13 protein-coding genes are annotated in these 14189 nt (G+C 38.3%); 8 read left to right on the top strand and 5 right to left on the bottom strand.

Features of this window, described 5'->3' with window-relative positions; genetic code table 11:
- Positions 1–2: 2 nt before the first annotated feature.
- Positions 3–428 carry a terminus macrodomain insulation protein YfbV gene (gene yfbV, locus GQR87_RS12455; protein ID WP_370459637.1) on the bottom strand — a complete coding sequence of 142 codons (426 nt, stop codon included), beginning with the start codon at positions 426–428 and terminating at the stop codon, positions 3–5.
- A gap of 266 nt (positions 429–694) precedes the next feature.
- Between yfbV and trxB the strand changes: the two genes are divergently transcribed.
- Complete coding sequence (gene trxB / locus GQR87_RS12460; protein ID WP_158969762.1) at positions 695–1648, top strand: thioredoxin-disulfide reductase; 954 nt, start codon at positions 695–697, stop codon at positions 1646–1648.
- An 88-nt stretch (positions 1649–1736) separates the two neighbouring features.
- Here the strand turns inward: trxB and GQR87_RS12465 are convergent, their stop codons facing one another.
- Positions 1737–3965, bottom strand: coding sequence for a beta-galactosidase (locus GQR87_RS12465; protein WP_158969764.1), 2229 nt, complete (start codon positions 3963–3965; stop codon positions 1737–1739).
- 191 nt (positions 3966–4156) lie between these two features.
- Here GQR87_RS12465 and aat point away from each other — a divergent pair, with 191 nt between their 5' ends.
- The 3 genes from aat to infA all read left to right on the top strand — a co-directional run bounded on the left by aat (position 4157) and on the right by infA (position 5867).
- Complete coding sequence (aat, locus tag GQR87_RS12470) at positions 4157–4864, top strand: leucyl/phenylalanyl-tRNA--protein transferase (RefSeq protein ID WP_158969766.1); 708 nt, start codon at positions 4157–4159, stop codon at positions 4862–4864.
- On the top strand, positions 4861–5565 hold the full coding sequence (locus GQR87_RS12475) for an arginyltransferase (RefSeq protein WP_158969768.1): 705 nt from the start codon (positions 4861–4863) through the stop codon (positions 5563–5565). The genes aat and GQR87_RS12475 overlap by 4 nt, the downstream gene beginning before the upstream one ends.
- A gap of 83 nt (positions 5566–5648) precedes the next feature.
- Positions 5649–5867, top strand: a complete 219-nt coding sequence (gene infA, locus GQR87_RS12480; RefSeq protein WP_006010397.1) for a translation initiation factor IF-1 — start codon at positions 5649–5651, stop codon at positions 5865–5867.
- A 123-nt stretch (positions 5868–5990) separates the two neighbouring features.
- Here infA and clpA read toward each other — a convergent pair whose 3' ends face one another.
- Positions 5991–8267 carry an ATP-dependent Clp protease ATP-binding subunit ClpA gene (gene clpA, locus GQR87_RS12485; RefSeq protein WP_158969770.1) on the bottom strand — a complete coding sequence of 759 codons (2277 nt, stop codon included), beginning with the start codon at positions 8265–8267 and terminating at the stop codon, positions 5991–5993.
- Positions 8268–8319: 52 nt separating this feature from the next.
- Positions 8320–8634: an ATP-dependent Clp protease adapter ClpS gene (gene clpS, locus GQR87_RS12490; protein WP_158969772.1), complete on the bottom strand. Its 315-nt coding sequence runs from the start codon at positions 8632–8634 to the stop codon at positions 8320–8322.
- A gap of 237 nt (positions 8635–8871) precedes the next feature.
- Between clpS and cspD the strand changes: the two genes are divergently transcribed.
- On the top strand, positions 8872–9090 hold the full coding sequence (gene cspD, locus GQR87_RS12495; RefSeq protein WP_158969774.1) for a cold shock domain-containing protein CspD: 219 nt from the start codon (positions 8872–8874) through the stop codon (positions 9088–9090).
- A gap of 92 nt (positions 9091–9182) precedes the next feature.
- Here the strand turns inward: cspD and GQR87_RS12500 are convergent, their stop codons facing one another.
- Complete coding sequence (locus tag GQR87_RS12500; RefSeq protein WP_158969776.1) at positions 9183–11408, bottom strand: NADP-dependent isocitrate dehydrogenase; 2226 nt, start codon at positions 11406–11408, stop codon at positions 9183–9185.
- A gap of 230 nt (positions 11409–11638) precedes the next feature.
- Here GQR87_RS12500 and GQR87_RS12505 point away from each other — a divergent pair, with 230 nt between their 5' ends.
- The 3 genes from GQR87_RS12505 (at position 11639) to hflD (ending at position 14189) form a co-directional block, all read left to right on the top strand.
- On the top strand, positions 11639–12247 hold the full coding sequence (locus GQR87_RS12505; RefSeq protein ID WP_158969778.1) for a pseudouridine synthase: 609 nt from the start codon (positions 11639–11641) through the stop codon (positions 12245–12247).
- A gap of 167 nt (positions 12248–12414) precedes the next feature.
- Positions 12415–13545 carry a tRNA 2-thiouridine(34) synthase MnmA gene (mnmA, locus tag GQR87_RS12510; RefSeq protein ID WP_158969780.1) on the top strand — a complete coding sequence of 377 codons (1131 nt, stop codon included), beginning with the start codon at positions 12415–12417 and terminating at the stop codon, positions 13543–13545.
- Positions 13545–14189, top strand: coding sequence for a high frequency lysogenization protein HflD (hflD, locus tag GQR87_RS12515; RefSeq protein WP_158969782.1), 645 nt, complete (start codon positions 13545–13547; stop codon positions 14187–14189). The genes mnmA and hflD overlap by 1 nt, the downstream gene beginning before the upstream one ends.

The following is a 14189-nucleotide window of genomic DNA, read 5'->3' on the forward strand; positions in this document are numbered from 1 at the left end:
AACTACATCCAGCGTTTAGTAAATGCTTTATCTAACTCATCAAAGGCCGTTTTTAATAAACTGGCCAATTCCCTATATTTAGGTTTGGCTTTAGGACTTTGTAACGCACAACCCTGTAATTGCATTTTATGGTGTATATCTAAATACCAAGCTTTGAGAGATGGCGGTAAAATTTGATTTGACCTATGACCTAACCAAATTAAACCTTGCATAGGTAAAGACATAAAAAAAGCACCTATGGCAATAGCTTGCGGCAATTTTTCATAACCTTGTGCATTCAACATAATTGCAACAGTTAACACAGCTAATGCAGGCATAACTGTTATAGACAGCTTAGTCGCAGCAATCACTCGACCTTCAGGAAACATAGTATAAAGTTGTTTTTGCATTGGCCATGTCTGCATATATTGCTGACCGTCTTTCACCATAGATGTGATTGTGGTTGCCAATTGACTTCTCCTTTATAAACTTGTGAGACATTCTAACGGTTAAATACCAAGAGTGCGAAATTAAATTATCAAAAAATAAATAGTTTGCCGCTAATAGTATTCACACTGTAGAAAAAAATATACGTTATATTGGCTAGTTCTACTCTGACAACATTGAAAGTAATATAGTTGCCCACATGTCTAACAAATATAAAAATTTAGTCCTTTTGTATTAAGCACTCTTAGAAAAAATTTTGGAGAATATTATGTCTGAAACAAGACACGTAAAATTACTAATATTAGGCTCTGGCCCTGCTGGTTATGCTGCTGCAGTTTATGCCGCTCGTGCTAATTTGAATCCTGTGTTATTGACAGGCATTCAACAAGGTGGCCAATTAACCACTACCACAGAAGTTGAAAACTGGCCAGGTGATCCAGATGGTTTAACGGGCCCAGATTTAATGGTGCGCATGCAAAAACATGCTGAAAAGTTTGATACAGAAATCATTTTCGACCATATCAATAAAACTGACTTGTCTAAACGCCCTTTCACTTTAACAGGCGATCAAGGCACATATACCTGTGATTCTTTAATTATTTGTACGGGTGCTTCGGCCAAATATTTAGGCATGGAATCTGAAACAGCTTTTATGGGTAAAGGTGTATCAGCCTGTGCCACTTGCGATGGATTTTTCTATCGCAATCAAAAAGTAGCAGTGGTAGGTGGCGGTAACACAGCTGTAGAAGAAGCTTTATATTTATCTAATATTGCCTCTGAAGTACACGTAATCCACAGACGTGACTCTTTTAGAAGTGAAAAGATACTGGCTGATCGTTTATTAGAGAAAGCTAAAAATGGCAATGTGACACTACATTTTGATCGTCAACTAGATGAAGTATTAGGTGATGATATGGGTGTTACTGGTTTACGTATCAAAGATACTAAGTCAGATGCCACTGAAGAACTGGATCTAATGGGTGTATTTATTGCAATCGGTCATCAGCCTAACACTGCAATTTTTGAAGGTGAGTTAGAAATGAAAGATGGCTACATTAAAGTACAAAGTGGTACTGAAGGTAATGCCACTCAAACCAGCGTAGAAGGTGTGTTTGCAGCAGGTGACGTTAGTGATCATATTTATCGCCAAGCCATCACATCGGCAGGTACAGGCTGTATGGCAGCCCTTGATGCAGAAAAGTATTTAGATTCACAAGAATAAAATTTATTCTCTATTCGATTTAAAAAGGGGGGAAGACTTTTGTCTTCCCCCCTTTTTAAATATATACCCATTATTAATTGAAATAGGACTACTTGCTAAACCTTCTAGGATACAACTCTTTATTCAGTGACTTAGCCGCTTCTACCATTTCAGTATATGGGTTATCTGTTACCGAGATAAAACCAATATTATAATTTTCACCGTCATAGGCTCTACCTGTTAATGGCCCATCTGCGTACTGAAAGTAATGTGCACCGATAAAGTTAGGATGGTCAATAGCTGAATGCATATAGTCTTTAAACATTTTAGCTCGATCATTTTGATCTGAAGCTATGACTATGCCAGGGTGGAACATACCTCTATCCATCGCCCCCATATGAAATTCACCAATAATGGCAGGCATATCTAACTCAGTTAAGAAATCCCATTGTTTGGCAATAAGTCCTTCTTTATAAGCATTAAAACTGATCACATCCACATGCTGAGCCGATGCCTTTACTGCTTCCATTGGCATTCCCCATACTGGAAACCTAGCCCCTAAATACAGATGATTAGGCATATACTTTTTCACTGCCTGATTCACCGTACTAAAATATTTTTCAGAGTAAGCAAATAACATAGCTGAATAATCCGCTTCTTGAATTTCATTCACTAGGCTTGAATCAATACCTTTACTAAATTCATCCCAGCTTGCAATGGTTTTACCCCAAGCTTGATTTAATTTTTCAATGCTTGAGTATTTAGTTTTCATCATTTGTGTAAAGTGCGCTTTAGTTGGCACATTTTCACCATCGCGAGTCAGAGTATTAATCACTATGCCGTAGATACTATTTTTAGTTTCAGAGCGGCCAAAACTTTTTTCGTTATCAATAAATACCCCAACACACCAAGGGTTGTCGTTAACTTCTGCCGCTACTCTACGTGCAGTTAAATCGGCACTTTGGGCAAAAACCGGATCAAATACATCAGGCAGTGCCCCCCAAAAATCTTGTCCACTTGAAACAGTTTTATACTTTCCACGGATCCAGCCATTTGCAAAATACGGCACTTTATCGTTGCTATATAACTTAGGTGAGGTCCAATTTCCCAATGAGGTAAAACCCCAATTAATCATACGGTCAACTGTGACGTCTAACCACTTTTGCTCGTAGTTTTCGCCGTATTTTCTTGCAAGATTAGCTCGTTGAAAGTTAAATGTTTCGCCTTTTTCTAATGATCCCGAATGATTGTTACCTATATAACCATAATGGGTAGCAAGAGGATCAGTAGCCTCTGGTAACCACTCAAACATATTGGCTCGTTTATCTAAGGCAACATGACGTCCACTACGAGTTTTAGGGTCGGCTAAATCATAACCTGTCATAGTCGCAGCATCACCTAAGCGGATAATATCAAGGCCTGTAGCAAAATAAGGGTACCCATCAGGATCAATAAATGACCATTTACCATTGACTTTAGCTGTGCTGAAATATCCTGTGCCCTGTTGTTTTGGACCATTTGCCCAACCACTAAACTTGCTGCGTTGTGAGAACAACTGCCCATTTAAGGTCTTTGCTTCTTGTCGTTTAGTTTCGGCTAGTTCTTCAAGTGAATGTATTTTACCTGGATAGTCTTGTTTAGCACTTTGTCCAAATTTATCGACTATGCCAGTTAAAAACTCTTTATCTTGTGTTGGGTTTTTACGTAAGCGAATGTTATCGATAGTAACTTCTTTATCAAACAAAGCATATTGCACACTTAACTCAACTTTAGTTATCCCGCTCACATCTAGATTTTTCTTGCCCCAAAGAGAAATAAACTGAACATCATCCGATTGCCAGGTCTCTGGGTTATTTCTCAAGCCAGATAAAAAATTTAATTCAATGTCACCTCTATCTTCGGGGGTAGCCAAATCATGGCCTGCTAATTTGGCGTAGTAGGTTTTAGCTGAACCAATAGGGATACTGACACTGCGAGTGTAATTAGCGCCGTGTTTATCTGTAATATCTAGAAATAATTGTACTGAGTGTTTGCCTTGGTTACTGATGTCTAAAGCAAGGTTAAAATCTTGATATTGACTCCAGTCATAAGGTATTTGGGGTTTTAAAATAACGGATGAGTGAAGATTATCCTTCGCTAAAAATTTAACATTGAGGGCTTTGCTATTTGTTTGTACCAATTTTCCTTCAGCTGCGGATAAAACAAGATCAGCTTGCAATGTATCCGCCTCAAAATCCTGTAATACCTGCAACAAATTATCATTTGAATGGGTTACTTGTTCATTATTATCACTGCAGGATAAGGACAATAATATCGGTATAAACAACAGTATTTTCATGTAACTACCTCTTAGATTAAGCAAAAAATTTAGGGCTGGATGATGTTGGCACTATATCTCTCAAAAAATGCAAACTAGCAAAGTTGTCAACAATTTACAATAATAATGAAATTTAATTAAATGACTTCACTCCTTGAGACGTTATTTCATTGCTATTACAATCGTCTCTTCTTGTCATTATAATGTTTGTTATGCTCACCCTTACTCAATTAGATAAAGATTTAATTTTCCCCCGTTGTGAATATGCCTTAGACGAACCAAATGGCTTGTTGGCTTTTGGTGGTGACTTATCCGTAGCAAGACTTATTAAAGCCTATAAGAACGGAGTTTTTCCTTGGTACAGTCAAGGTGAACCTATTTTATGGTGGTCTCCTGATCCCAGAGGAATATTGCTACTGGATGAATTTAAATGCAGTAAGAGCTTAGCGAAATTTTCCCGTAATTGTGATTTTCAGATATCGGTCAATATGGCTTTCGATCAGGTTATCGATAGTTGTGCAAACGTCCCACGAAATGATTCAGGCACTTGGATTACTGCAGAAATGATCCAAGCTTATAAAAACCTGCATAACCAAGGACATGCTCATTCTATCGAAATTTGGCATGACCAAGAATTAATTGGTGGATTATATGGTGTAGCAGTGGGTAAGGTATTTTGTGGTGAATCTATGTTTCATACAGTGACTAATGCTTCTAAATTGGCTATGTTAAATTTGGTCAAGCTACTTAAAGCAGATGGCGCCGTATTTATAGATTGCCAAATGCAAAACCCTCATTTAGCAAGCTTAGGTTGCATGGAAATACCTAGAGAGCACTTTCTAGCCAAACTAAAACAACAGACCGAACATAGCTTTAGCCCAAGTTTATGGCGAGTTAGATATTTAGAGCCACAATTATGAGTTTAAAATTTGGCATCACCCAACACGCACCTTGTAGTTATTTACCTAACCAACATGAACAGTTATTGGTGTTGATAACAGATAATCCACCTGACGCCGAACAGTATAATTATCTAATCGCAGCAGGCTTTAGGCGCAGTGGATTACAAATTTATCGACCCCATTGCCAAGAATGCAAAGCATGCGAGTCAATACGACTACCCGTTGGGTTGTTTAAATATTCTAAAAGTCAAAAACGTATCTGGAACCGTAATAAAGACTTACAAGTAAAAATAAGCGAGCAAAATAAACCCGAGTATTATGCTTTATATGAATCTTACGTTAATCAGCGCCATGCAGATGGCAGTATGTTTCCTGCTAGCCAAGAACAGTACCAAGGTTTTATTGTCAATCCTTGGGATAAAGCTTTATATATCGAACTATTTGATAAAGACGAATTAATCGCAGTCGCAGTCACCGATAATCTGGTCTCGTCCCTTTCAGCTTTGTATACATTTTTTAAACCCGATCAAGATAAACGATCCTTAGGCACTTTCTGTGTATTACAACAAATTGAGCTGGCGAAGAAATTAAACAAAGAATATTTGTACCTTGGATATCAAATCGATGACTGCGCAAAAATGCGTTATAAACAGAATTTTTTACCCCATGAACGCTTTTTTGAAGAAAAATGGCAACTAATTGCAAAAAAATCAGGGTAAAGCTTTACACTCGCCCCCTTATTGGGCAAAATCTGCGCGGCATTTTTAGACACTTATTTTATTGATAGAGGTAGCAGAGTTAGATGGCGAAAGAAGATTGTATTGAAATGGAAGGCACTGTGTTGGATACCCTTCCAAATACTATGTTTCGTGTTGAATTAGAAAATGGTCATGTTGTTACTGCTCATATTTCAGGCAAGATGCGTAAAAACTACATCCGTATTTTAACCGGCGACAAAGTAACAGTAGAAATGACTCCTTACGACCTAAGTAAAGGTCGCATCATCTACCGTGCAAGATAAATAACCATATGCTCCGGTATATGTGTGAAGCATTGTACTAACGCAAAACGAGTACCATAAAGATCGAAAAAGCCGATATCAAATGATATCGGCTTTTTTGTATCTCAGAGTAATTATTCTAAACTAAGAATTAAGCGCTTCTGGTTTTTCTTTAGCATCCGACAAAATTTCAAAAGATAATTTATCTTTCTTCAAGGTTATTTTCACACTACCGCCATGACTTAAACGGCCAAACAATAACTCATGAGCTAATTCTTTCTTAACCTCTTGCTGGATAACCCTAGCCATAGGCCTAGCGCCCATGTTTTTATCGTAACCTTTTTCAGCCAACCACTCTCGCGCTTGGTTGGTGACTTCAAGTGACACACCTTTATTGTCTAGTTGCACTTGTAGTTCAACGATAAATTTATCAACAACCTGCAAAATAACCTCTTTATCCAGATTATTAAACCAAACGATAGAATCCAATCTATTTCTAAATTCAGGGGTAAATATTTTATTAATTTCAGACTTAGCATCATGACTATGATCTTGTTGTTTGAAACCAATTGAAGTTCGAATCGTTTCTTGTACCCCAGCATTGGTGGTCATCACTAACACCACGTTCCTGAAGTCCACTTTACGTCCATTATTATCCGTTAATGTGCCGTGATCCATTACCTGTAATAAAATGTTGTACACATCACTGTGCGCTTTTTCTATTTCATCTAGCAATACCACTGAATAAGGATGTTTAATCACAGCATCAGTCAACATACCGCCTTGATCGAATCCCACATATCCTGGAGGCGCTCCAATCAAACGACTGACAGCATGGCGTTCCATATACTCAGACATATCAAAACGTACTAACTCTACCCCCATAATTTTGGCTAATTGAGCCGTAACTTCTGTTTTACCTACACCTGTAGGACCGGCAAACAAAAAGTTACCAATAGGTTTAGTTTCGCTACCTAATCCAGAGCGCGACAGACGTATTGCATCTGTAAGCGTGTCTATGGCCTGATCCTGACCAAATACAACCAACTTCAAGTCACGGTCTATGTTTTTCAATACTTCTTTATCAGAGGCCGATACAGACTTCTCCGGGATACGGGCAATCTTCGATATAATTTGCTCGATATCTGTGACATTAATGGTTTTTTTACGTTTTGAAGCAGGCATTAATCTTTGGCTTGCGCCAGCTTCATCAATAATATCAATGGCTTTATCTGGTAAAAAACGTTCATTAATATATTTAGCCGACAATTCAGCAGCTGCTCGCATCGCTTTATGGGTATATCGAACATTATGATGAGCTTCATATCGAGACTTTAGACCCATCAAAATTTTGGTCGTGTCAGATACCGTAGGTTCTACCACATCTACTTTTTGAAAACGACGAGCCAAAGCGCGATCTTTTTCAAAAATACCTTGATATTCTTGATAGGTAGTTGAACCGATACAACGTAATTCACCACTACTTAACTTAGGCTTAAGTAGGTTTGACGCATCCATTACGCCACCAGAGGCAGCCCCCGCTCCAATAATGGTATGAATTTCATCAATGAATAAAATAGCTTGAGGATCATCAGATAACTCTTTAAGGATACCTTTTAAACGTTTCTCAAAATCACCACGATATTTTGTACCTGCCAACAATGCACCCATATCCAACGAATAAACAGTGGCGTCTGCGATCACTTCAGGTACTTCATTATTTACAATACGATAAGCTAAACCTTCAGCAATAGCCGTTTTACCCACTCCTGCCTCACCCACTAATAATGGGTTGTTTTTGCGCCTACGACATAAAACTTGAATGCTTCTTTCAACTTCGCTTTCTCTGCCGATAAGGGGATCAATTTTGCCCTCTTTAGCACTAATGTTTAAATTAGTAGAATATTTATCGAGCATAGACTGAGCTTCTTCCTGCTCCGACACATCCGTATCAATGTCATTATGTTCAACAGCTTCGTCATCAATTTTAGACACACCATGTGATATAAAATTAACCACATCTAAACGAGTCACATCTGATTTTTTCAACAGATATACAGCTTGAGATTCCTGCTCACTGAAAATTGCCACCAATACATTGGCCCCCGTCACTTCTTCTTTACCTGACGATTGCACATGAAAAACTGCACGTTGTAATACCCGCTGAAAACCTAAAGTAGGCTGGGTTTCGCGCTCTTTAGCTTCATCATCCAATAATAAAGGCGTGGTATCTTTAACAAAATCAGTTAGTTCTTGTTGAATGATTTCAATATTAGCGCCACAGGCTTTTAATGCCTCTTTGGCGGAGTTATTATCGAGCAAGGCAAGCAATAGATGTTCAACCGTCATGAACTCATGACGATGTTCTCTAGCAAACATAAACGCTTCATTTAACGTTTGTTCTAAATCTTTATTTAACATAAGAATACCCTCTGACTACTAACCTTTAAAAACGGTATATTTTCACTCAAAATTACGCTTGTTCCATAGTACACATTAATGGATGTTGGTGCTCTCTCGCATAATTACTCACCTGCATAACTTTAGTTTCTGCAATCTCTGCAGTATATATGCCACAAACAGCTCTGCCTTGATAGTGCACAGTTAACATAATCTGCTGTGCTTTTTCTCCATCCAAATTAAAAAATCGAACTAACACCTCAATTACAAAATCCATTGGCGTGTAATCGTCATTATTCAAAAACACTTTATACATGGGTGGTGGCACAGCTTTTTGTCTGACCGTAGATTTTTGTTTTTCAATATCAATAGTGTTGTCTTTACCCATAAATAAGCTACTTACCTTTTTACCTAAATACCATAATTAGCTAAATTTTCGTATTTCAAAATAATAGAGCTAATCTTACCACTTGACTAAATACCAAATTCACCTTGACAAAAACAGGTTAAAAAACCTACATTTTATTTGACAGTTGAAAAACGTCAAATCAACTGGTCTTCCTCATACTTCTATAGTGTGGGGACAAAGTAGTGATAGTTCAAGGGATTTTAAGGAAGCAGAAGTATGGCAGTCGGTAAGGTTAAATGGTTCAACAACGCAAAAGGGTTTGGTTTTATTGTGCCTGATGATGGAGGCGAAGATATTTTCGCTCACTATTCAACTATACAAATGGAAGGATATCGCTCACTCAAAGCAGGACAAGAAGTTAAGTATGATATTGAGCAAGGTCCGAAAGGGCTACATGCTGAAAACATCGATTTTAATGGCGAACCTGAGAGATAACTCCTAAGTTGTCTAAAAAAAAAGCAGACTAAAATAGTCTGCTTTTTTATTGCCACCTTTTTAACAATTAAAAGGTGGCTGATTATTTCAAATTAAGCGTTTAACGCATTCGTTAAAGTTTCACTTGGGCACATAGCTTTAGTGATTAACGCTTCATCAGGGTAGTAATAACCACCAATATCTGCCGCTTTACCTTGAGTTGCATCAATTTCTGCCACAATAGTCGCTTCGTTAGTGCTAAGAGTTTCAAACAAAGGTTTAAATTTAGCAGCTAATTCTGCATCAGCAGTTTGAGCAGCCAATTCACCAGCCCAATATAAAGCTAGATAAAAATGACTTCCTCTGTTGTCAAGTTGACCAACTTTACGTAGGGGAGACTTACCATTAGTTAATAAAGTTTCAGTAGCTTTGTCTAGAGCTTCAGCCAATACTTTTGCTTTAGCATTATCTGTTTTAATCGCTAAATCTTCTAAAGAAACACCTAATGCTAAAAACTCACCAAGTGAATCCCAACGTAAGTGTCCTTCTTCAACAAACTGCTGAACGTGCTTAGGAGCTGAACCACCGGCCCCCGTTTCAAATAAGCCACCACCAGCCATTAATGGCACGATAGATAACATTTTGGCACTTGTACCCAACTCAATAATTGGAAACAAATCAGTCAAGTAATCACGTAATACATTACCTGTTACAGAAATAGTATCTTCACCTTTCATCGCACGTTCCATCGAGAAACGAATAGCGTCATCAGGCGATTGAATTGAAATATCTAAACCACTAGTATCATGCTCTTTCAAGTATGTAGTGACTTTAGCAATCAACTGCGCATCATGAGCACGCTTTGGATCTAGCCAAAATACTGCAGGAGTATTTGATTGACGGGCACGAGTCACTGCCAATTTAACCCAATCACGAATAGGCGCATCTTTCGCCTGGCATGCTCTCCAAATATCACCTTCTTCCACATCGTGCTCAAGCAATACAACACCATCTTGATCAATTACTTGCACTGTTCCGTCAGCAGGAATTTCAAAGGTTTTATCGTGAGAACCGTATTCTTCAGCTTTTTGCGCCATTAAACCAACGTTAGGTACTGTTCCCATAGTAGTTGGATCAAATGCTCCGTTTTCTTTACAGAAATCAATTGCTTGTTGGTAAATAGTGGCATAAGTAGTATCAGGAATAGTTGCTTTACAATCACCTGCAGCACCATCTGGTCCCCACATGTGACCAGAACCACGGATCATAGCAGGCATAGAAGCATCAACAATTATGTCACTTGGCACATGTAAGTTAGTGATGCCTTTATCGGAATTAACCATAGCCATTGGAGGACGAGAGGCGTAACAAGCAGCAATGTCTTGTTCTATTTCAGCTTGTTTTTCAGCTGGTAAACTAGCGATTTTTTCGTAAACGCTACCAAAACCATTTTTGGTATCAACACCTAATTCGTCAAACAAATCACCGTGTTTAGCAAACACATCTTTAAAGTATACTTTTACGCAGTGACCAAAAATAATAGGATCAGATACTTTCATCATGGTGGCTTTCATATGTAATGAAAACAACACACCTGAATTTTTGGCATCAGTGATTTCTTTTTCAAAAAACTCACATAACGCTTTTTTACTCATGAAGCTAGCATCTAATACTTCACCAGCGAGTAAATTGATTTTATCTTTAAGAACGGTTTTCACACCATTTTTGTCAGTAAACTCAATAGAAGCATGACCAGCTTTAGCTAAGGTTACTGATTTTTCAGAAGAATAAAAACAACCTGTTCCCATATGTGCAACGTGAGTTTTAGAATCTTTAGACCAAGCACCCATTGAATGAGGATTGTTCTTCACATAATTTTTAACCGCAATAGGTGCTCTTCGATCTGAGTTACCTTCACGTAATACCGGATTAACCGCACTTCCCAGTACTTTAGCGTAACGAGCTTTAACATCTTTTTCTTCATCTGTATTTGCCACTTCTGGAAAATCAGGTAAAGCAAAACCTTTAGCTTGTAATTCTTTAATGGCAGCAACTAACTGAGGTATAGAAGCACTAATGTTAGGCAACTTAATGATATTAGTAGACGCAACTTGGGTTAATTTACCCAGTTCATCCAACGCATCAGGCACAACTTGTTCTGCTGGTAACTTGTCAGCAAAACCAGCCAGGATACGAGCAGCTAAAGAAATATCGCTAAGCTCGACTTCAATATCAGCACTTGCAGCAAAACTACGAATAATAGGTAGTAATGAATAAGTGGCTAGAGCTGGAGCTTCGTCCGTTTTGGTGTAGATAATCTTTGACTTAGAAATCGTCATTATGGGCCTCGTGTTAATGGTCAAGCCTCATACCTTGGTATCTATAAAATAAGCAAATAACAAAAATATGATCCGTAGCTTAGAACCGAAAATTAAAAGATCTGTCTAAAAAGGTGGTAAATAATATATGGCTTGATTTATCAAGTACAAGTTTTGCTTGCATAATATATATTCTAAATCACACTAGTCAGCCGGTATTTTAGCAAAAAATTTAGTTTTAGTATTAGACCATGTCGAAAAAATTTAAACAAAAAGTCGATAAACAGCGTTCGAGCAATAATGACACTGTAATCAAAGCCCGTAAAATCATCTTATTTAATAAACCTTTTGATGTGTTAACCCAGTTTACCGACCAAGCAGGTAGGCAAACCTTAAAGGATTTTATTCCTATTCCTGAAGTTTATGCCGCAGGCAGGTTAGATAAAGATAGCGAAGGTTTATTGGTATTAACCAATGATGGCAAATTACAAAATAAATTAGCCTCCCCCAAACATAAAACAGAAAAGACCTACTGGGTACAAGTTGAAGGTGCACCGCCAGAATCAGCTCTTGAGCAACTGCGCACAGGGGTAACATTAAAAGACGGCCCCACTAAACCGGCAAGAGTAGAAGTGATAGACATTCCCGAAGTATGGGAGCGAACCCCTCCCGTCAGGTTTAGACAAAATATCCCAACTACGTGGTTATCTATTACCATTGCTGAAGGACGCAACCGACAAGTTAGGCGGATGACAGCACACATTGGCTTCCCTACCCTCAGATTGATCCGCTACAGTATTGGCAATTGGACCATAGACGGAATTGCCAATGGCCAATATGTCGAAGTAAAAACCGAATAGCAGAAAAACATGGATTGTCTCAAAAGGCTGGTTGTTTCAATGCTATAGACATGCGTTTAACAACTTTCATAGATCTAAATTCGCTTATTAAGCAGATGATCTAGAGTCAAATTTCTGCTAAAGTTCGCCTCCATTTTTTGCACCTAAATCTGAACCTAATTTAATCTATGACAACATCAGCTCAAACAAGTACTTCAGTTCAAGATAACAGCCAAATTAAAGTCATTGTTGGTATGTCTGGCGGAGTTGATTCTTCTGTATCTGCATACTTGCTTAAACAGCAAGGTTATCAGGTTGAAGGATTGTTCATGAAAAACTGGGAAGAAGACGACAATGAAGAATACTGTTCTGCTGCTGAAGATCTAAAAGATGCTCAGGCAGTGGCTGATAAGTTGGGTATTGAGTTACATACCATCAACTTTGCTGCTGAATACTGGGACAATGTATTTGAATATTTTTTAGCTGAATACAAAGCTGGTCGTACTCCTAATCCAGATATCATGTGTAATAAAGAAATAAAATTTAAAGCCTTTCTTGAGTTTGCAGCTGAAGAATTATCAGCCGATTACATTGCTACAGGTCATTACGTTCAGCGTTCAAATGAAAGCGGCCATTGGCAAATGTTACGAGGCTTAGACGGCAACAAAGATCAAAGCTACTTTTTGTATACCCTAGGCGAACAACATATTAGCCAAACCTTATTTCCCATTGGGCACTTAGAAAAACCCAGAGTCCGTGAAATAGCGCTAGAGCAAGATTTAGTCACGCATAACAAAAAAGACAGTACGGGTATTTGTTTTATTGGTGAAAGAAAATTCAAAGAATTTTTAGCCCAATATCTACCTGCGCAACCTGGTGAGATTGAAACTGCCGAAGGGAAGATAATAGGTAAACATGACGGCTTGATGTACCACACATTAGGTCAGCGTAAAGGCTTATTAATTGGTGGCATGAAAGAATATGGCGACGATCCTTGGTATGTCGTTGACAAAGATGTTGCGCGTAATGTTTTGATTGTTGGCCAAGGTGCTAACCACCCTCGCCTATATTCAAAAGGTCTAGTCGCTAACCAACTAGATTGGGTAGACAGAAAAGGGCCGCAAAATGAAATCAAGTGTGTAGTCAAAACTCGCTATCGCCAAGAAGATATTCCTTGTACTGTCACTCCTCAACAAGATGGCAGCGTACTTGTTATGTTTGAGCAACCACAAAAAGCCGTCACACCTGGCCAATCAGCTGTATTTTATCAAGAGCAAGTCTGCCTGGGTGGCGGGATAATAGAGAATTACATCCGCTAATGAGTGAATATCAAAACAACCGTTTTTATCAGAGTAATATTGCTTTAGCTGGTGTTTGCCAAGCTGCAGTATTAGTTAAACAAATTGCCCGTCAAAATGAATTTGATCAGGCTGCTCTAGCCACCTGTATTAGTAGTATTACAGTCACCGAACCGAAAAATACTGAAGAAGTGTATGGCGATATTTCAAAGCTGGCTTTAGGTTATCAAACCATTCTCAGTCAGTTAGGTAATCAAACCAACAAAGACGTTGAAATTACCCGTTACATTGCTAATTTGTTATCGATTGAACGTAAGCTTACAGGTAACAAAAAAGCGCTTAATACCTTAGGCGAGCGTATCAGTAATGTGCAAAGACAAGCATTACATTTAGACTTACTCGATACACAAATGTTACGTAATTTAGATAGTATTTATACCGACGTAATCAGCCCACTAGGTAGAAAAATTCAAGTGGGCGGCGATCCTGCTCTACTGAAACGAGAAGATAATCAATATCGAGTCAGAGCCGCACTATTAGCCGGTGTAAGAGCCACAGTATTATGGCGTCAACTAGGTGGTAAACGACGTCATATATTGCTAAACAGACAACAAATTGTGAAAAGCGCAGAACAAACTTTAAACCATATTAACACAGCATATTAG

This window comes from Paraglaciecola sp. L3A3 (genome assembly GCF_009796765.1).
Classification (GTDB): domain Bacteria; phylum Pseudomonadota; class Gammaproteobacteria; order Enterobacterales; family Alteromonadaceae; genus Paraglaciecola.